Origin of the sequence: Actinophytocola glycyrrhizae, from assembly GCF_042653545.1 — a bacterium.
In the GTDB taxonomy this organism is placed as follows: Bacteria; Actinomycetota; Actinomycetes; order Mycobacteriales; family Pseudonocardiaceae; genus Actinophytocola; species Actinophytocola glycyrrhizae.
This window is the reverse complement of sequence record NZ_JBHSIS010000003.1, coordinates 1-17,695: the sequence shown is the minus strand read 5'-3', so window position 1 is coordinate 17,695 and position 17,695 is coordinate 1. Positions and strand designations below refer to the sequence as shown.

The 17,695-nt window shown below is 71.6% G+C and carries 19 protein-coding genes; 6 read left to right on the top strand and 13 right to left on the bottom strand.

What is annotated here, in order from left to right:
- Positions 1–10: 10 nt before the first annotated feature.
- The 6 genes from ACFPCV_RS06100 to ACFPCV_RS06075 all read right to left on the bottom strand — a co-directional run bounded on the left by ACFPCV_RS06100 (position 11) and on the right by ACFPCV_RS06075 (position 5,985).
- Positions 11–787: a sugar phosphate isomerase/epimerase family protein gene (locus ACFPCV_RS06100; RefSeq protein ID WP_378055051.1), complete on the bottom strand. Its 777-nt coding sequence runs from the start codon at positions 785–787 to the stop codon at positions 11–13.
- Complete coding sequence (locus ACFPCV_RS06095) at positions 784–2,040, bottom strand: hypothetical protein (RefSeq protein ID WP_378055050.1); 1,257 nt, start codon at positions 2,038–2,040, stop codon at positions 784–786. The genes ACFPCV_RS06100 and ACFPCV_RS06095 overlap by 4 nt, the downstream gene beginning before the upstream one ends.
- Positions 2,041–2,158: 118 nt before the next feature.
- Entirely contained in the window at positions 2,159–3,097 is a 939-nt protein-coding gene (locus tag ACFPCV_RS06090; RefSeq protein ID WP_378055049.1) for a Ppx/GppA family phosphatase, read from the bottom strand.
- A gap of 79 nt (positions 3,098–3,176) precedes the next feature.
- Positions 3,177–3,863, bottom strand: a complete 687-nt coding sequence (locus ACFPCV_RS06085) for a response regulator (RefSeq protein ID WP_378055048.1) — start codon at positions 3,861–3,863, stop codon at positions 3,177–3,179.
- Complete coding sequence (locus ACFPCV_RS06080; protein ID WP_378055047.1) at positions 3,860–5,008, bottom strand: sensor histidine kinase; 1,149 nt, start codon at positions 5,006–5,008, stop codon at positions 3,860–3,862. The genes ACFPCV_RS06085 and ACFPCV_RS06080 overlap by 4 nt, the downstream gene beginning before the upstream one ends.
- 107 nt (positions 5,009–5,115) lie before the next feature.
- Positions 5,116–5,985, bottom strand: a complete 870-nt coding sequence (locus ACFPCV_RS06075) for an oxidoreductase (protein ID WP_378055046.1) — start codon at positions 5,983–5,985, stop codon at positions 5,116–5,118.
- Between the two features lie 94 nt (positions 5,986–6,079).
- Here ACFPCV_RS06075 and ACFPCV_RS06070 point away from each other — a divergent pair, with 94 nt between their 5' ends.
- Positions 6,080–6,712 carry a helix-turn-helix transcriptional regulator gene (locus ACFPCV_RS06070; protein WP_378055045.1) on the top strand — a complete coding sequence of 211 codons (633 nt, stop codon included), beginning with the start codon at positions 6,080–6,082 and terminating at the stop codon, positions 6,710–6,712.
- Between the two features lie 314 nt (positions 6,713–7,026).
- Here ACFPCV_RS06070 and ACFPCV_RS06065 read toward each other — a convergent pair whose 3' ends face one another.
- The 5 genes from ACFPCV_RS06065 to ACFPCV_RS06045 all read right to left on the bottom strand — a co-directional run bounded on the left by ACFPCV_RS06065 (position 7,027) and on the right by ACFPCV_RS06045 (position 12,085).
- Positions 7,027–7,788 (bottom strand): phosphoglyceromutase, encoded by a 762-nt coding sequence (locus ACFPCV_RS06065; RefSeq protein WP_378055044.1) that lies wholly within the window; start codon positions 7,786–7,788, stop codon positions 7,027–7,029.
- A gap of 432 nt (positions 7,789–8,220) precedes the next feature.
- Entirely contained in the window at positions 8,221–8,724 is a 504-nt protein-coding gene (locus ACFPCV_RS06060; RefSeq protein WP_378055043.1) for a type III secretion system chaperone family protein, read from the bottom strand.
- Between the two features lie 22 nt (positions 8,725–8,746).
- Complete coding sequence (gene mshA / locus ACFPCV_RS06055; protein WP_378055711.1) at positions 8,747–10,027, bottom strand: D-inositol-3-phosphate glycosyltransferase; 1,281 nt, start codon at positions 10,025–10,027, stop codon at positions 8,747–8,749.
- Between the two features lie 60 nt (positions 10,028–10,087).
- A complete protein-coding gene (locus ACFPCV_RS06050; protein WP_378055042.1) occupies positions 10,088–10,918 on the bottom strand; it encodes an alpha/beta fold hydrolase in 831 nt (276 codons plus the stop codon).
- Positions 10,919–12,085, bottom strand: coding sequence for a L,D-transpeptidase (locus tag ACFPCV_RS06045; protein WP_378055041.1), 1,167 nt, complete (start codon positions 12,083–12,085; stop codon positions 10,919–10,921).
- Positions 12,086–12,225: 140 nt separating this feature from the next.
- Here ACFPCV_RS06045 and ACFPCV_RS06040 point away from each other — a divergent pair, with 140 nt between their 5' ends.
- Positions 12,226–12,960, top strand: a complete 735-nt coding sequence (locus tag ACFPCV_RS06040) for an SDR family NAD(P)-dependent oxidoreductase (protein ID WP_378055040.1) — start codon at positions 12,226–12,228, stop codon at positions 12,958–12,960.
- Here the strand turns inward: ACFPCV_RS06040 and ACFPCV_RS06035 are convergent.
- A complete protein-coding gene (locus tag ACFPCV_RS06035) occupies positions 12,957–14,024 on the bottom strand; it encodes a UDP-N-acetylmuramate dehydrogenase (RefSeq protein ID WP_378055039.1) in 1,068 nt (355 codons plus the stop codon). The genes ACFPCV_RS06040 and ACFPCV_RS06035 overlap by 4 nt on opposite strands.
- 25 nt (positions 14,025–14,049) lie before the next feature.
- Between ACFPCV_RS06035 and ACFPCV_RS06030 the strand changes: the two genes are divergently transcribed.
- Both ACFPCV_RS06030 and ACFPCV_RS06025 read left to right on the top strand, forming a co-directional pair.
- Entirely contained in the window at positions 14,050–14,538 is a 489-nt protein-coding gene (locus ACFPCV_RS06030; RefSeq protein ID WP_378055038.1) for a DUF2505 domain-containing protein, read from the top strand.
- A complete protein-coding gene (locus tag ACFPCV_RS06025; protein WP_378055037.1) occupies positions 14,517–15,341 on the top strand; it encodes a methyltransferase domain-containing protein in 825 nt (274 codons plus the stop codon). The genes ACFPCV_RS06030 and ACFPCV_RS06025 overlap by 22 nt, the downstream gene beginning before the upstream one ends.
- 10 nt (positions 15,342–15,351) lie before the next feature.
- On the opposite strand, the gene ACFPCV_RS06020 is transcribed toward ACFPCV_RS06025, so the two are convergent.
- Entirely contained in the window at positions 15,352–16,188 is an 837-nt protein-coding gene (locus ACFPCV_RS06020; protein WP_378055036.1) for an ADP-ribosylglycohydrolase family protein, read from the bottom strand.
- A gap of 62 nt (positions 16,189–16,250) precedes the next feature.
- Between ACFPCV_RS06020 and ACFPCV_RS06015 the strand changes: the two genes are divergently transcribed.
- Positions 16,251–17,006 carry a MerR family transcriptional regulator gene (locus ACFPCV_RS06015; RefSeq protein WP_378055035.1) on the top strand — a complete coding sequence of 252 codons (756 nt, stop codon included), beginning with the start codon at positions 16,251–16,253 and terminating at the stop codon, positions 17,004–17,006.
- A 278-nt stretch (positions 17,007–17,284) separates the two neighbouring features.
- A partial coding sequence (locus ACFPCV_RS39005; protein ID WP_465251552.1) for a helix-turn-helix domain-containing protein occupies positions 17,285–17,695 on the top strand: 411 nt, incomplete at its 3' end.

The window sequence follows — 17,695 nt, the reverse complement described above, 5'->3', positions numbered from 1 at the left end:
GCGCGAGCGCCTACTGCCCCAGGTGCAGCCGAGCGAAGAGCAACGCCTCGGCCAGATCCTTCGCCCGCTCGGCGGCGGTGCGCACGCGCCGGGTGTTGATCTCCAACACCACCTGCCCGGCGAACCCGTCCCTGCTCAGCGACTCGCACACCTCAGCGCAGGGCTGGGTGCCGCGCCCGGGCACCAGATGCTCGTCGCGGGGCACGCCGGTGCCGTCCGCGAGATGAACGTGCGTGAGCCCCGCCCCCATCCGGGCCCGGAGCGCCACCGCGTCCGCACCGGCGGCCGACGTGTGCGACAGGTCCAGCGTGTAGTTCCGGTACCCCACGTCAGTCGGGTCGATGGACGGGTCGAACGCCGAGACCTGCCCGCCCCACCTGCGCACCGGGAACATGTTCTCGACCGCGATCGCGATCCCGGAGGACTCCTCCAGCTCCCACACGAGGTCCGCGAACCCCTCGGCGTACTTCCGCTGCCACCGGAACGGCGGATGGATCACCACGGTGGAGGCGTCCAGGTCCTGTGCCGCCTGTACAGAACGCCGCAACCGTTCCTCAGGCCGCGGTGACCACACCCGTTGCGTGATCAGCAGACACGGCGCGTGCACGGCCAGCACCGGCACCCCGTACTGCCGGGACCGCCGCCGCAACGCGGCCGGGTCCTGGCTGATCGGGTCGGCCCACACCATCACCTCGACGCCGTCGTAGCCCAGTGTGGCGGCCAGCTCGAAGGCGGTGGTCGCCGTCTGCGGCCACACCGACGCGGTCGAGACGCCGACGCGGATCACTTGTTCAGCAGCAGCAACGCCGCGGGGGACACCGTCACGACCAGCCCGACCAGCACCGCGAGGAACGTCGTCTGCAGGTCCTCGGCCCGGCGGATCTTCCTGACGATCAGCACGAGACCGACGATCACGGCCAGTGCGGCGACCAGCGCCGCCTGCGGCATGAAGCCCCACAGCCAGTTGAACCCGAGCCAGATCCCGGCACCGCCGATGACGCCGAGCGCGAGCTGGCCGCCCATGATCGCCCACTCCTTGGCCGGCGAGCGGACGCGGTCGTCATCGTCGTCGAGGTCGTCGAGGTCGTCGTCCGCCAGCTCGTCGAGGTCGCGGTCGAAGTCGCGGTCGTCGGCGTCCTCGTCGACGAGAACGTCGTACTCGGCCGAGTCGTAGCGGTCGTCCTGGTCCGCGGCGGGGTACGGGGACCGGTAGTCCTCGTCCTCGGCGGGCGGGTCGGCGTACGGGTCGTGCGGCGGCGGGTACGCGGGCGGCGAGATGCGGGTGCGGCTGTCGGCGCCCGGGATGGGCCTGCGGCCGGTCATCGAACCGTCGACCGGGATGCGGCCGGGGACCCTCGGCAGCTCCTCCGTCGTCGGCTCCGGCGGCGCGACCGGCATCGGCGGCGGCGGTGGTGGCGGGGCCACGTCGGGCGCGTCGAGCCGGGACCGCAGGGACGGCTGGATGCCGCTGCGTTCCCGGGTGCCGCCCTGCGGCGGGGGCAGCGGCACGCGCTGCGACGGCTGCGGGCGCGGCGGCTGCCGGTCCGGGCCCGGCACCGGACGCGGGGCGCCGCGGACGGGAGTGGTCGGTTCGGCGGGCCGGGCCATGGCCGGGAGGTGGTTCGACGACTGCTGGCCGGGCTGCGGCACCGGCCTCGGCGGCGGCTGGGACGGCAGCGGCTGGGACGGCGGTGGCGGTTGCGGCGGCAGCGGCCTGGGCAGCTGCTGCGACGGTTGCGGCGGCTGGCGGCGCGGCGGCGGCTCCGGCGGCGGCGGCTGCTGCGGGCGCGGGAACTGGCCGGTCGAGGTGCCCCTGCGGTGCGAGGTGCGCTCCGGGGGCGGCATGTCGTCGCGGATGGCCTGCATCTCGCCCGACTCCGAAAGGACCCGGTCGATGATCGCCTGCGCGCCGGTGTCACTCACGTCGTCCGCACGCCGGCGGCGGCGCCGGGGGGCGCGTTCGCCCGACTCGGCACCGTACTTGGCGAGCAGCTCCGCGACCGTGCGCTGCGGCTGCTCGGGTCCGCCTTCGTGACTCATCGACTCCACCGTGCCCGGCGTCGGCCAAATCGTCCAGCGGCGACGCGTGTCTGCCCTTCATGCTCGCAGGGATCGACCCCCATTATGAACGGCCGTCCGGCGGGGTCTTCGGCGAGCATCACGACTCCTCCCCATTGACCTGGTCAAGGCGGCGCAGGATGACTCCCTCACGCAACGCCCACGGGCAGATCTCGAGTTCCTGCCGTGACAGAGCACGCATCGTGGCCTGCGCCACGAGCGCCCCCGCGACCAGCTGGTGCGACCGGCTCGCGCTCACACCCTCCAGCTCGGCCAGGTCGGCCGCGCTCATCCGCGAGATGAACGCGATGAGCTGCCGCAACCCCGGCTCGGTCAGCACCCGCCGCACCCTCGGGCCCGCCGACGACGGCGCGGCGCCGGTCAGGCGGGCGAGCGTGCGGAACGTCTTCGAGGTGGCGACCACCCGGTCGGGTTCCCCCCGTTTGGCGACCTTCTTCGCTACCGGCGCGAGCTGCCCGGTCAGCCACTCCGTGGTCTCGGCCACCTCGGCCCTGCTCGGGGGGTCGCTGGAGAAGCGTTCCCTGGTCAGCCTGCCCGCACCGAACGGGACGGACTTCGCGTAGTCGGGTGCCTCGTCCATGCCGATGGCCAGCTCCAGCGAGCCGCCGCCGATGTCGAGCACCAGCAGCTTGCCCGCCGACCAGCCGAGCCAGCGGCGCGCGGCGAGGAAGGTCAGCTTCGCCTCGTCGGTGCCGGTCAGCACCTTCAGCTCGACGCCGGTCTCGGCCAGGACCCTGGCCAGGACCTCGGCGACGTTGCCGCAGTCGCGGACCGCCGAGGTCGCGAAGGCCATCAGGTCGGCGCAGCCCAGCTTGCGCGCCGACTTCTTGGCCTGCGCGACCGTGCCGACCAGGTCGTCGACGCCCGCCTCGGACAGGTCGCCGTCGTCGGTGAGGCGCTCGGCGAGGCGCAGCACGGACCGCTGCGAGCTGGCGGGCATCGGGTGCGCGCCCCGATGCGCGTCAACGACGAGCAGGTGGACCGTGTTCGAGCCCACGTCGAGAACCCCAAGGCGCACGGGGCGAAAGGTTACCGGGCGGTCGCGTTATGGGAAGGGGGTTCGGGGGTCTGGGGGATCGCTCCCCAGAAATTTCTGCTCACGATTCGAACTTGTAGCCAAGGCCACGCACGGTGACCAGGTGCCTCGGCGACGCCGGGTCCGGTTCGATCTTGGACCGCAGCCGCTTCACGTGGACGTCGAGCGTCTTGGTGTCGCCGACGTAGTCCGCGCCCCACACCCGGTCGATCAGCTGACCGCGGGTGAGCACCCGCCCCACGTTGCGCAGAAGGTACTCGAGCAGGTCGAACTCCTTCAGCGGGAGCGGGACCTCGCCGCCGTCGACGGTCACCACGTGCCGCTCCACGTCCATCCGGACCGGGCCCGCCGCCAGCACCTGCGGCAGCAGCTCGCCCTCCGGCGAGTCGCCGCCCCTGCGCAGCACGGCACGCACCCGCGCGATCAGCTCGCGGGCCGAGTACGGCTTCGTCACATAGTCGTCCGCGCCGATCTCCAGGCCGACGACCTTGTCGATCTCGCTGTCCCGCGCGGTCACCATGATCACCGGCACGGTGGAGCGCTGGCGCAGCGCCTTGCACACGTCCGTGCCGCTCATGCCGGGCAGCATCAGGTCGAGGAGGACGATGTCGGCGCCGTTGCGGTCGAACTCCTCCAGCGCCTGCTGGCCGGTGCTCGCGACGGCGGCCGTGAAGCCCTCCTTGCGCAGCAGGAAGGCGAGCGGGTCGGCGAACGACTCCTCGTCCTCGACGATCAGCACCCTGGTCACTGCTTGCCTCCTGAGCCGTTGACGCTGGTGGAGTTGGGGTGGGCCGGTATGCGCAGCGTGAACGTGGAGCCGGTGCCCGGACGGCTCCACAGCTTGACCTCACCGCCGTGGTTGGCGGCGACGTGCTTGACGATGGCGAGCCCGAGGCCGGTGCCGCCGGTGGCCCGGGACCGGGCCTTGTCCAGGCGGTAGAAGCGCTCGAACACGCGCTGCTGTTCCTCCTCGGGGATGCCGATGCCGCGGTCGGTGACCGCGATCTCGACGAACTCGCCGACACGGCGGCGGCTGATCGAGACCGGGCTGCCCGGCTGCGAGTAGGCGATGGCGTTCTCCAGGAGGTTGGCCAGCGCCGTGACCAGCAGTGTCCGGTCACCCTCGACGAGCAGGCAGCTGTCGGCGTCGGCCGCGATGTCGATGCCGGTGTTCTCGGCGGAGAGCTTCGCGCGGGACAGCGCGTCGCGCACGACGGCGTCGATCTCGACCGCGTTCAGCTCCGGCAGCCGCTCGGCGCCCTGCAGGCGCGACAGCGCGATCAGCTCCGTGACCAGCGTGCCGAGGCGGGTGGCCTCGTGCAGGATCTTGGCGGTGAACCGGCGGACCGACTCCGGGTCGTCCGCCGAGTCCAGTACCGCCTCGGCCAGCAGCGCCATGGCGCCGACCGGGGTCTTGAGCTCGTGGCTGACGTTGGCGACGAAGTCGCGGCGGGTGGCCTCCAGGCGGACCGCCTCGGACTCGTCGGCCGCGTCCACGGCGAGGAACCCGTCGCCGAGGGGACGGAGCTCGCCGCGGACGGCCTCCGGGCCACGCCCGAGGGAACGCTCCTGCGGGCGCAGCTCGATCTCGACCGGCTCACCGGTCTCCTTGGCCAGCTCGGCGGCCATCTTGGTGTGGGTGTCGACCCGCCGGTTGCGGACCACGCCCAGCTCCTCTGCGCGCGGGTTGTGCTGCACGACGTCGCCGAACTCGTTGAGGATGACGACCGCGTTGTGCGAGGACTGCACCAGCCGCTGCAGGAGGACGGAAATGGTCGGGCCGGCCGGCGGCTGCGCCGCCGACCGATGTCTCGCTCTGGTGATCGCCGCGCCGACGACGAGGCCGACGACGAGCGCACCGGCTGTCAGGACGATCCAGACCACGTCGGTCACGGGCGAATCGTAAGCAGGTCAGGGGTGGTGTGGACCAGTGCGGTGTGGGGTTAGGTGATTGTCCTGACACCCAGATCGGCGTTGTTCGCCCGGCCGCAAGCCCGCGTTCACCCGATCGTGTCCAACCGGGACAGCTCCTCGTCACTCAGGCGCAACCCCGCGGCGGCGACGTTCTCCTCGAGGTGCGCCGGGTCGCCGGTGCCGGGGATGGCGAGCACGTTCGGTCCCTTGTGGAGCGTCCAGGCGAGCCGGACCTGCGCCGAGGTGACGCCGTGCGCCTTCGCGACCTCGGTGACCGCGGTCTGGTCGGTGCCGCTCGCGATCGCGAAGAACGGGACGAACGCGATGCCGTGCCCGGCGCAGAGCTCGACCAGCGCGTCGTCCTCGCGGCGGGTGGTGAGTCCGTACTGGTTCTGGACGCACACGACCGGCGCGATGTCGAGTGCCTCCTTCAGGTGCTCCGCGGTCACGTTGGAGATGCCGAGGTGCCGGATGAGACCTTCCTGGCGGAGCTCGGCGAGCACGCCGAACTGTTCGGCGAGCGGGCCCTCACCCCGGTCGAGGGTCTCGCCGATGCGGAGGTTGACCACGTCGAGGTGGTCGAGGCCGAGCTGGCGAAGGTTCACCTCGACCTGTTCGCGCAGCTCCTGCCTCGTGCGCGCGGTGTGGAACTCGCCTGCGACGTCGAGCCCGGGGCCGACCTTGGTGGTGATCACCAGGTCGTCGGGGTAGGGCGCGAGGGCGGAGTTGATCAGCTCGTTGGCGGCGCGGGGGCCCCTGGCGTAGAAGGCGGCGGTGTCGATGTGGTTGACACCCAGCTCGACGGCCCTGCGCAGGACGGTCTTCGACCGCTCCCGGTCGGCGGGGGAGCCGTCGGCCTTCATGACGAGGCGCATGGCCCCGAAGCCCATGCGGTTGACGGTGCGGTCGCCCAGCTGCCACGTGCCGGCAGCGGTGGCGTCGATCGATGTGGTCATGGCTCCACCTTGTGCACGGCGGGTTCCCGGCGCCGCGAATGGCAACTTCTTGCCGAGTTCGACGGGCGGTGGCGCGTGCGTGGAGACTGGCGGTATGAGTGCGGTGACCACGGTCCGCGGCGAAGAGGAACTGTTCGCGCGCACGGCGCACCTGTTCGCGACGGCGAGTGAGGTCACGTGCGCCGCGCGGGACCTGAACACGTTCGCGGCGCCGAGGCACCCGTCGAGCGGGATGGTCCAGGAGACGAAGCCGAAGGTGCGGAAGCTGTACCGGCCCGCGATGCTGCTGAACCCGTCGAGTGCCCAGCACGTGCGCGCGGTCGCCGCACACGGCGCCCAGGTCCGCGTCACGCGCGACGACATCAACGAGACGATCATCATCGACCGCCGCTTCGCGATCCTCGCCGGTGACCTGTGCGACGGGCAGCGCAGCTACGGCGTGGTGACCGAGCCCGCGGTGGTGCAGAACGTCCAGTCGCTGTTCGACGCCGCGTGGCGGTCGGCGACGGACCTGGCGGTGTACGACGCGCAGCACGCCGACCTGACCGCGCTCGCGCCACGGGTGCTGGAGCTGCTGGCGTCGGGCTGCAAGGACGAGACCGCGGCGAGAGCCCTCGGCCTCGGCGTCCGCACCTACCGCCGCCGAGTGGCGGAACTGATGACAACCCTGGACGCCAACTCCCGCTTCCAAGCAGGCGCAAGAGCCCACGAACTAGGCCTGCTATAACCGCGAGTCCCCCGTTCAGAACCCGCGAGTCCCCCGTTCAAAACCCGCGAGTCCCCCGTTCGGGACTCGCGAGTTGTCGGTTCGCGTCGAACAGCGACAGACACGAACCGTCAACTCGGCGCTCCCGAACCAGGGACTCGCGAGTCCGGAATCGGGGACTCGCGAGTCCCGAAACGGGGACTCGCCGGTTCCGAACGGGGGACTCGCGGGTTCCGAAACGGGGACTCGCGGGTTCCGAACGGGGGACTCGCGAGTCCTGAACGGGGGACTCGCGGGTTTTGGACGGGGGCTCGCGGGGGTGGGTGGGTGGGGGGTTAGCGGCCTTGGTTGGCTACTGCTGTTGCGGCTGCTTCTGCTGCGTTGGGGTCCAGGTAGGTGCCGCCTGGGGTTACTGGTTCCAGGGTTGGTGTCAGGTCGTAGCGGAGGGGGATGCCGGTGGGGATGTTCAGTGCGGCGATCGCGTCGTCGGAGATGCGGTCCAGGTACTTGACCAGTGCGCGCAGCGAGTTGCCGTGCGCGGCCAGCAGGACCGTCTTGCCTTCGCGCAGGTCCGGGACGATCTCCGCCTCCCAGTACGGGAGCATGCGGGCGACCACGTCCTTCAGGCACTCGGCGCGTGGCGCGTCGATGCCCGCGTAGCGCACGTCGCCGTCCTGGCTGTACTCCGCGCCCGGCTCGATCGGCGGGGGCGGGGTGTCGTAGGACCGGCGCCAGAGCATGAACTGCTCCTCGCCGAACTCCTCCAGGGTCTGCTTCTTGTTCTTGCCCTGCAGCGCGCCGTAGTGCCGCTCGTTCAGCCGCCAGTCGCGCTTCACCGGGATCCAGTGGCGGTCCGCCACGTCCAGCGCGATGTTCGCCGTCGAGATGGCCCTGCGCAGCAACGACGTGTGCACCACGTCCGGGAGCAGGTCCATGTCGCGCATCAGCACGCCGCCGCGTTCCGCCTCGACCTTGCCCTTCTCCGAAAGCTCCACGTCCACCCAGCCGGTGAACAGGTTCTCCGCGTTCCAGAGACTCTCGCCGTGGCGGAGCAGAATCAGCGTTCCGACCGAGGATTCGTGCATCGATCCAGACATGCCCAGCAGCCTGCCAGACGCAACCGGGGGTCTGGGCGTCCCTCCCCAGAAGAAATCGGAACAACCCGGTTCGGGCCACCCATTCGGGCCAACCTGAGTGCTCCGATCAACACTGCGTCGAGGTTTCCCCTGAGGGTCGTGGCCAAATTGTTACCTACGGAACGCGATTACCCCATCGCGGCGCGGTTAGTGGCCTTGTGTAACCGCCCGACTTCTGACAGGTTGACACCGCCCTTGCGGATCAGCTCCCACGCACTCCCTGATCCGAAAGGGCAGTAGTACGGCTCGTCTCCCCTGCCGAGCCGTACCCCGCCCGGATTCCCATGGGTGCCCCCCGCTCAGGGCTCCGACGCGGCGGGACCTAACGCGGGGCGGCTCGGGATCGCGACTCCCCCCTCGCCCGAGCCGCTCCGCGAACCTGCATACAAAATCTCAAACCGGCGGGCTCGACGGCGTCAGCAGGTGCTCGAACGCCTTGAGGTTCGCGAGTGACTCACCTCGGGACACCCGCCACTCGTACTCCCGCCGGATCGACGACGCGAACCCGAGCTCCAGCAGCGTGTTGAAGTCGCCGTCGGCCGCCTCGAGCACCTGGCCGAGCAGCCGGTCCAGCTCGTCCGGCGTCACCGCGTCGTGCGCGACCCGCCCCACCAGGTAGATGTCGCCGAGCTGGTCGATCGTGTACGCGACGCCGTAGAGCTTCGCGTTGCGCCGCAGCATGAACCGGTACACGTCCTCGAACGCCTCGTCCGGGCGCCTGCACACGAACGCCTCCAGCACCAGCGCGTGCGGGTTCACCCGCAGCCACACGTTGGTCTGCAGCTTCTTGGTGCCCGGCAGCGTGACGAAGTACCGCCCCGCCGCGGGACTGGAATACTTCAGCTCCCGCTCGGCGAGGGTCTCCTCGATGACCTCGTTCAGCTCACTCAACGGCATCGGCCCACTCCGCAAGCTCCGTTCACACCGCCACCTCGGTCTCGAACAACGCGCGCCGGAACGCGGTCGCGGCGTCGACGTACCCGGCGACCAGCGCGTCAGTCGTACGGTCCCACGAGAACCGGGTGGCGTGCTCGACGGCGCCGACCGACAGCCGGGCGCGCACGTCCGGCCGCAGCGCCACGTGCGCGAGCGCGGAGGCCCACCTGCCCGCGTGGTGCCCGGTCACGAGCAGCCCGGACTCGCGGTTCGACACCGCGACCGGCAGCCCGCCGACCGCCGCCGCGACCACCGGCGTTCCGCACGCCTGCGCCTCCAGCGCGACCAGCCCGAACGACTCGTTGTGGCTCGGCACGGCGACCACGTCCGCGGCCAGGTACACGTCCCGCAGCGCGGCACCCCTGCGCGGCGGCAGGAACCGCACGACGTCGGTGATGCGCAGCGTCGCGGCCAGCTCCTGCAGCGCGGTCGGCGCCTCCAGCCCGGACCCCGACGGCCCGCCGGCGACCACCACGACCAGCCGGTCCCGGCTCACCGCGCCGCCGGCCAGCAGCTCGGCGGCCGCGCGCAGCAGCACGTCGGGTGCCTTCAGCGGCTGGATGCGGCCGACGAACGCGAGGACCGTGGCGTCCTGCGCGATGCCGAGCGCGGCACGGGCCGCGGCCCGGTCACCCGGCCGGAACAGGTCCAGGTCGACGCCGGGCGCGACCGTGTGCACCTTGTCCTGCGCGGCGCCGTAGAGGTCGACGAGCTGCGCGGCCTCGACGTCGGTGTTGGCGATGAGCTGGTCGGCCTCGTCGACGACCTGCTGCTCGCCGATCTCGCGGGTGCGCGGCTCCGGGGTGTCGCCGTGGGCGAGCGCGGCGTTCTTGACCTTCGCGAGCGTGTGCGCGGAGTGCACGAGCGGCACGCCCCACCGGTCCCGCACCAGGTAGCCGACCTGGCCGGACAGCCAGTAGTGCGAGTGCACGAGGTCGTAGTGGCCGGGTTCGTGCCGGGCCTCGGCCCGCAGCACGCCCGCGGTGAACGAGCACAGCTGGGCCGGCAGCTCGTCCTTGCCGAGCCCCTCGTACGGCCCGGCGTTGACGTGCCGGACCAGCACCCCGGGCGCCAGCTCGGCGACCGGCGGCAGATCCGACGAGGTGGCCCGCGTGAACACCTCGACCTCGATGCCCCGGCTCGCCATGCGGGTCGCGGTCTGGGTGACGTAGACGTTCATGCCGCCCGCGTCGCCGGTGCCCGGCTGTTCGAGCGGCGAGGTGTGCAGCGACAGCACCGCCACCCTGCGCGGCAGCCGCCGCATGCGCAGTACCGACCCCTCGGAATCCTCTTGATCCGCTCGGACCGTCACATCCACTCCCGACTAGTGGTTGGCGACCGGCCCCGCGAACTCGAGCAGGGCCGCGTTGAACTCCGCACGGCGTTCCACGAACGGCATGTGTCCCACTTCTTCGAACCAACGCACGACGGCGGTCGAAATCTTCCCGGCCGTGTACTCGGCACTCGCCGGGGCGACGACCGTGTCGGCGGTGCCGTGCGCCACCAGCACCGGCACGTCGATCGCCGCGAGCACCTCGGCGCTGCCGACGTCCCGCCGGAACAGCGCCTTCCTGACCGAGGGCGGCACGCGGAGCATGTCACCGACGTACCGCTGGACGTCGGCGCCCGGCAGCGGCGCCGCGGTCATCCGCCTGGCGAGCGTGGTCAGCGCCGGGATCGCATCCTCGGGGTCGTCGGACAGGGCGGGCCGCATGATCCCGTCCCACGCCGGGCCGATCACCCCGCCCGGCCGGTCGCGGCCCACCTCGGTCAGCGCGCCCGCGTACACGACGCCCGCGATCCCGGCTGTGCCGCGTTCCCGCAGGTAGTCGGTGACGACGAGGCCGCCGTAGGACCAGCCGACGAGCACCGGGGGGAGCCCGGTGGCGGCGCGGCAGTGGTCGAGCACGGCGGCGAGGTCACCGGCCCACACCTCGGGCCGGTCGTAGCCGTCGGCGGGCACGTCGGACGCGCCGTGGCCGCGCAGGTCGACGGCGACCAGCCGGTGCCCGGCGAGAGCAGGATCACTCAGCTGGCCGGACCACGCCGCACCGGACGCGGCCCAGCCGTGCACGAACACGATCGGTGGCCCCTGTGGATCACCGGCGGTGCGGAAGGCGAGGCGAGAGCCGCCCGCACCGGTGACGCGCCCCATTCAGCTCAGCGCCGACATCGACTGCCACTGGTCCCACGGGATCAGCCAGTCGAACACGTCGGAGGTCGTCGGGAAGTTCACCTTCGACCCGGTGATCTCCACCGGGTCGCCGATCAGCGCGCTGTCGAAGTACGCCTTCGCGTCGGCCTCGAGCAGGTTGACGCAGCCGTGCGAGCTGTTCTTCTTGCCGATGTTGGCGGCGTTGTCGTTGTTCTCGTGGATGAACTCGCCGTGGTTGGAGATGCGCACGGCCCACTTCTTCATCACGTTCGTGTACCCGTACTCCGGGTTGGAGAAGTCGCCGACCGGCTCCTTCGCCATGACGATGACGGTGCCATTCGGCGTGTTCAGGTTCGGGTCGTTGTCGTCGCCGTTGCTCGACGGGTAGCTCGCGTACAGCTCACCGTTGCGGTAGACGTTCATCACGTGGTCCGGGGTGTGGATCTTCACGACCTGGTTGCGGCCGATCGTGAACTTCGTCGACAGGTCCGCCTTGCCGTACGCGCCGCCGCCGTAGGCCAGGCCGTACAGCTTCGCGTTCACCGTGACCTGCGTGTTCGCGGGCCAGTACTCCTTGGGCCGCCAGTCGACCTGGCTGTCGCTGATCCACGCCCACGAGCCCTCGACGGGCTCGGAGGTCTCCACGGTCAGCGCCTTCTCCACGGCCGCCTTGTCCTCGGGACCGCCCTCGGGGAACTTGATGCTGACCGGCATGCCCACGCCGACGGTCGCGTCGTCGCCGGGGTTGATCGTGGCGCGCGGGGTCGCGGCGGGCGCGAGGGTGTTGAAGGCGCCCGTCTTCTCGGTCACCTCGCCGTCGGCGTTCTCCGCCTTGACCGTGTACGTGTACGCCTTGGCGTAGCCGAGGGCCTCACCGCTGGTCCAGCTCTTCTTGTCGGGAGCGATCTCCCCCGCGACGGGCTGGCCCTCCGGGTTGGTGACGGTGGCCTCGGTCAGCTCGCCGTCCGCGACGGTGATCTTCACCGGCGTGGTCGGCGGCACGTCGACGGCGCCGATCTCCGGCGCGAACGCGAGCTTGGCGGCGGGCGCCGGTTTCTCGGCCGGCCCACTGCCCTTCCCCTCGACCGCCGACGTGCACGATGCGAGCAACGTGAGCGCGGCGACCAGGGCCGCGACCGTGCCGAGTAACCGCCGTCCGGATCTCACCGTTTCCAACCTCCGCCTTGCTTGGGTCCCTCTTTGTAGTGACGCCCCAGTGCCGTCCTGGTGCGCGAGTACGGGGTGTGACAGTCGTCACCCGACACCCTCCCACTGATCGGGTTACCCGCGTGTGCAGGATCGTCAACGTGAACAACCTCGGCACAGCGATTGTTACCGGAGCCAGCTCGGGCATCGGCGCCGCCACCGCCCGGCACCTGGCCGACGCGGGTTTCCGGGTGGTCCTCGGCGCACGGCGGCTCGACCGGCTCACCGAACTGGCCGACTCGGTCGGCGGGGTGGCGCTGCCGCTGGATGTGACGGAGCCCTCGTCGATCGAGTCGTTCGTGGCCGCCGCCGGGCCGTGCCGGGTGCTGGTCAACAACGCGGGCGGCGCCAGGGGCATGGCGCCGGTCGCCGACGCCGACGAGGACCACTGGCGCTGGATGTGGGAGACGAACGTCCTCGGCACGCTGCGGATGACCAAGGCGCTGCTGCCGTCGCTGGTGTCGTCGGGCGACGGCCACGTGGTGACGATCACGTCGATCGCGGCGACCGAGGTGTACGACAACGGCGCCGGTTACACGAGCGCCAAGCACGCGCAGTCGGCACTGCACCGGACGTTGCGCGGTGAGCTGCTCGGGCAGCCGGTGCGGTTCACCGAGGTGCTGCCGGGGATGGTGGAGACGGAGTTCTCACTGGTCCGCTTCGACGGCGACACCTCGCGGGCGGCCGCGGTGTACGACGGGCTGGTGCCGCTGACCGCCGACGACGTCGCGGAGGTGGTCACGTTCGCGGTGACCCGCCCCGCGCACGTCAACCTGGACCAGATCGTCATGAAGCCACGCGCGCAGGCATCGGCCACCCGCGCGTCCCGCGGTTAGAGCGAGCAGCCAACCAGCACCGGCTCCGGGTGCAGGGACACCCCGAACCGCGTGTCGACGCCGTCGCGGATCTCCCGTGCCAGTGCCACCACGTCGGCCGCCTTCGCCGCGCCCCGGTTGGTCAGGGCCAGCGTGTGCTTGGTCGACAGCGTGACCGGGCTCGTCTCCCCCGGGTAGCCCTTCGCGAAGCCAGCGCGTTCGATCAGCCACGCCGCCGACAGCTTCGAGGTGCCGACACCCGCCGGGTACCTCGGCACCGGGGTGTCGGCGCCGAGGACCGACGCGATGCGGGACAGGACCCCGGGCAGCTCGCCGTCCGCGACCACCGGGTTGGTGAAGAACGACCCGACGCTCCACGTGTCGTGGTCGTCGGCGTCGAGGACCATGCCCTTGCCGCGCCGCAGCTCCAGCACCGCCGCCCTGGCGTCCGCCGCCGGGACCTGGCGGCCCTGCCGGACACCGAGGACCCTGGCCAGCTCGGTGTAGCGGATCGGGGCGGACATGCCGCCGTCGGCGAGTTCGAAGCGGACGCGCAGCACCACCGCACGTTCGGTGTTCTTGAGCATGCTGGTGCGGTAGCCGAGGCCGAGCTCGGCGGTCGACAGGGTGCGGACCTCGCCGGACGCGCGGTCGAGCAGGTCGACCGAGATCAGCAGCTGCGCGATCTCCACGCCGTACGCGCCCACGTTCTGCACCGGGGTCGCGCCGACCGAACCGGGGATGCCCGACAGGCACTCCAGGCCACCCAGTCCCGCCTCGACGGTGCGGCACACGACGGTGTCCCAGTCCTCGCCCGCCTCGACGGTGAGCGCGACCCGGCCGTCGCCGAGGGAGTCGATCTTGCTGCCGGTGTTGGCGACGCGCACGACCGTCCCGTCGAAACCGTCGTCGGAGACCACCAGGTTGGAGCCGCCGCCGAGGACCAGAAGCCGGTCGGAGGCCGCGCGGACGGCGGCGACCACCTCTTCCGCCGACTCGGCGCAGACGAACCGGGCGGCGGGGCCGCCGACACGCAGCGTCGTGTAGCCGGACAGCGGTACGGCGGCGAGGGGGAGGCTCGTCATGGGCTCCAACGGTAACCTCCCGTTCATGCCCAGCCGCTTCGAGCACCGCGCCACCTTCGCCGCGCAGGCCGGCGACGTCTTCTCGACCCTGGTGGACGAGATGTTCCTCACCGCGCGCCTGCGCGACCTCGGCGGCAAGTCCGCCGCGCTGCTCGACCACCACAGCACGGGCGAGAGCGCCGCGTTCCGCCTCCGCCAGGGCGTCGACGGGAGCAAGCTGCCGAGTGTCGTGCGGTCGATCGTCAACGGCGACCTCGTGGTGGAGCGGGAGGAGCGCTGGCGCGGGTACGAGTCGGCGGGCCGGGCGACGATCAACGGGGTGCCTGCCGACATCACCTCGCGCGGGCGGCTGACCGAACGCGGCGGCGGCACCGAGCTGGTGATCAGCGCCGAGGTGAAGGTCGCCATCCCGCTGGTCGGCGGGAAGATCGAGAAGGTGGTCGCCGAGCAGGTCACGAAGCTGCTCGCCGCCGAAGCGGAGTACGCAGAGAAGTGGCTGGCCGAGCGCGCCTGACCGGACCGGCTGCCCGGTCCGCGAAGCCGCTCGGCACCCTGACCCGCGGCACCACCAACCCCAACCGGCTGCGGCGCTGCGACCGCTGGGTCGCGGGCACGCACCGGGTCCGTGCCGCCATCGCCGACGCCGCCGACCCGCTGGTCGTCGACCTCGGCTACGGCGCCACCCCGGTCACGACCGTCGAGCTGGCCCGCCGTGCCGCGACGGTCCGCGCGGACGTCCGGGTGCTCGGGCTGGAGATCGACCCCGAGCGGGTCGCGGCCGCGGCACCCGCCGCCGACCCGCCCAGGCTGGAGTTCCGGCGGGGCGGGTTCGAGCTGGCCGGCACGCGGCCGGTGCTGGTGCGGGCGTTCAACGTGCTGCGCCAGTACGACGAGGCGGAGGTCGCCGCCGCCTGGACCGCGATGCGGGAGCGGCTCGCGCCGGGCGGGCTGATCGTCGAGGGCACCTGTGACGAGCTCGGCCGCCGCTGCTGCTGGGTCACGCTCGACGCGGCCGGTCCCCGCACACTGACGCTCGCCTGCCTGCCGAACGATCTGGAGCAGCCCTCCGACCTGGCGGAACGGCTGCCGAAGGCGTTGATCCACCGCAACGTGCCTGGTGAGCGGGTGCACGCCCTGTTCACCGCGCTCGACCGTTGCTGGGCCCGTGCCGCGCCGTTCGCGAACTTCGGGCCCCGCGCCAGGTGGACGGAGGCGGTGGCGTTGCTGGCGCGGGACTGGCCGGTGCGCGACCGCCGCAAACGGTGGCGCCTCGGCGAGGTGACCCTCGACTGGTCGGCCGCGGCCCCGACGCCCTGAAAAGCGTCGGTCAGGGCATCAGCCAGCCGGGGAGCGGCTCCACGGACCGGCGCCACCCGGCCGGGATCCCCTCCTGACCGACGCGGGTCGCGATGACGCCGCCGACGATCGCGCACAGCGTGTCGACGTCCTCGGCCAGCGCGGCGACCTCCCACACGGCTTCCTCGTAGTCGTGGGGGTGGCGGGCGATCACCCACAGCGCGAGCGGCACCGTGTCCGGGGCGCTCACCCGGCCGCCGGTGCCCAGCTCGGTCGCGGCCTCCTCCGGGGTGGCGGCCAGCGCGGCGGCCTTCGAGATCCCGGCACGCACCTCGCCCGGCGGCGTGTGGCGCAGGACCTCGGCGAACATGTGCCCCGGCGGCACCGCGGCGGCGACCGCCACCGCCACCGCTCCCGCGACACCCTCGGGGTGCGTGTGCGTGACCGCCGCGGACACCGCGGCCTCCGCCGCCGCCCGGAGCGGGTCACCGGCGAACCACGCGCCGAGCGGCGCCACCCGCATGGCCGCGCCGTTGCCCCACGAACCGGTGCCGCCGAACGCCGACATCGCCAGCGCACGCAGGTCCCCGCCGCGGCTGACCTCCCGCATCATCGCGTCGATGCCCGCGCCGTAGCCGCGGTCGACGTCGTGGTGCGCGACGAAGCTCGCCGCGAGGGCCTCCGGGTCGGCGCGGCCGTGGGTGTCGAGCACCCGGAAGACCGAGCAGGCCATCTCCGTGTCGTCGGTCCAGCGCCACGGGGCGGCCGGGAGGCGGCGGCGGACCGCGTTGTCCCGCAGGTACAGGCCCTCGCCGAGAGCGTCCCCGACGGCGGTGCCAACCAGGCTCGCGTAAGCGTGTTCGCGCACGTCGTGCTTCTACCACACGCACGCTTGACTTTGACGTTGCGTCAACTTCTATCGTCGTTCACATGGCGTGGTCGATCGCGCAGGTCGCGAAGATGTCGAAGGTGACGTCCCGCACCCTGCGGCACTACGACGAGATCGGGTTGCTGCCGCCGGCGTGGGTCGGCGGCAACGGCTACCGCTACTACGAGCAGGAACAACTGCTGCGGCTGCAGCAGATCCTCGTGATGCGGGAGCTGGGCGTCGGACTGGACGCGATCAGGGAGATCGTCCAGCAGGGCCGGGACCCGGTCGAGGTGCTGCGGATGCACCGGCGTTGGCTGCTGGCCGAGCAGGACCGCTTCGCACGGCTCGCGCGCACCGTCACACGCACGATCGAGGAACTGGAAGGAGGTGACAACGTGACATCGATGGAGCACTGGTTCGAGGGGTTCGACTCCACGAAGCAGGAGGAACTGCAGGAGGAGGCGCGACAGCGGTGGGGCGCCGAACAGGTGGACGCCGCGAACGCGCACGTCAAGGACAAGTCCAAGGAATGGTGGCAGTCCCAGGGCAAGCTGTGGGCAGAGCAGCTCGCCGCACTCGTCGCACTGATCGACGCGGGCCACGAGCCGGCTGACACCGAGGTGCTCGACGTGGTCGACGGGCACTACCGCTGGCTGTCGTCCGGGCACTGGACGCCGAACCGCGAGTCCTACACCGGTCTGGGCGACCTGTACGCCGACGACCCGAGGTTCCGCGCGAACTTCGACAAGACGGACCCACGGCTGGCGGAGTTCATGCGCAAGGCCATGGCCGCCTACGCGCAGGCCCGCCTGTAGTCCGGGGAGGCACGTCCCGAAGGGCACCCTCGGGACGTGACCGGTGCCAAGCAGGAGCCCTGCTCCCGCACGGCACCCCGTTGTCTCGAAGGTGCCCTTCGAGACGGCGGACCGCCGGTTCCGGGGGTACCGGCGGCCCGCAATCCAGGGTCTCCGACCTGGTCGCGTCGTTCCCTGGCAAACCGTCATGTCGCGCCGGTGAGACACCCGCCGACGTCCCGAAAGACGGGTGGATTCACTCGGTCGTTGCAACACCCTCTGTGAGCTGGGAGTTTGTGATGGCTGCTGGGTTGGTGTTGCCGCGTGTGGTGCGGGTGCGGTTTTGGGAGGAGGTTCGTGCTGGTCGGGCTGTGAGGCCTGCCTCGTTGGCGGCGGGCGTGTCGCACGAGACGGGGCGGCGGTGGTTTCGTGAGGCTGGTGGGGTGATCGGGAACGCACCGCGCCCGTTGGGCGAGCGCTATCTGTCGTTGGCTGAGCGGGAGGAGATCTCGCGTGGTCTGTCCGCGAAGCGTCCGTTTCGGGAGATCGCCGGGAAGTTGGGTCGTGAGCCCTCGACGGTCAGTCGTGAGGTCAGGAACAACGGTGGCCGGGATGGGTATCGGGCGTATCGGGCGGAGGTGGCGGCGCGGGAGCGGGCGCGGCGGCCGAAGGTCGCGAAGCTGGCTGAGGCCGGTAACCGCGAGTTGCGG

Excerpts from the sequence above, each read along its gene's own strand:
- mshA (WP_378055711.1), bottom strand. The coding sequence starts at position 10,027 with ATGCGGCGGCTGCCGCGCAGGGTGGCGGTGCTGTCGCTGCACACCTCG.
- ACFPCV_RS06070 (WP_378055045.1), top strand. The coding sequence starts at position 6,080 with ATGAGTGCGGTGACCACGGTCCGCGGCGAAGAGGAACTGTTCGCGCGC.
- ACFPCV_RS06015 (WP_378055035.1), top strand. The coding sequence starts at position 16,251 with ATGGCGTGGTCGATCGCGCAGGTCGCGAAGATGTCGAAGGTGACGTCC.
- ACFPCV_RS06035 (WP_378055039.1), bottom strand. The coding sequence starts at position 14,024 with ATGACGAGCCTCCCCCTCGCCGCCGTACCGCTGTCCGGCTACACGACG.
- ACFPCV_RS06060 (WP_378055043.1), bottom strand. The coding sequence starts at position 8,724 with ATGCCGTTGAGTGAGCTGAACGAGGTCATCGAGGAGACCCTCGCCGAG.
- ACFPCV_RS06075 (WP_378055046.1), bottom strand. The coding sequence starts at position 5,985 with ATGACCACATCGATCGACGCCACCGCTGCCGGCACGTGGCAGCTGGGC.
- ACFPCV_RS06050 (WP_378055042.1), bottom strand. The coding sequence starts at position 10,918 with ATGGGGCGCGTCACCGGTGCGGGCGGCTCTCGCCTCGCCTTCCGCACC.
- ACFPCV_RS06030 (WP_378055038.1), top strand. The coding sequence starts at position 14,050 with ATGCCCAGCCGCTTCGAGCACCGCGCCACCTTCGCCGCGCAGGCCGGC.
- ACFPCV_RS06065 (WP_378055044.1), bottom strand. The coding sequence starts at position 7,788 with ATGTCTGGATCGATGCACGAATCCTCGGTCGGAACGCTGATTCTGCTC.
- ACFPCV_RS06095 (WP_378055050.1), bottom strand. The coding sequence starts at position 2,040 with ATGAGTCACGAAGGCGGACCCGAGCAGCCGCAGCGCACGGTCGCGGAG.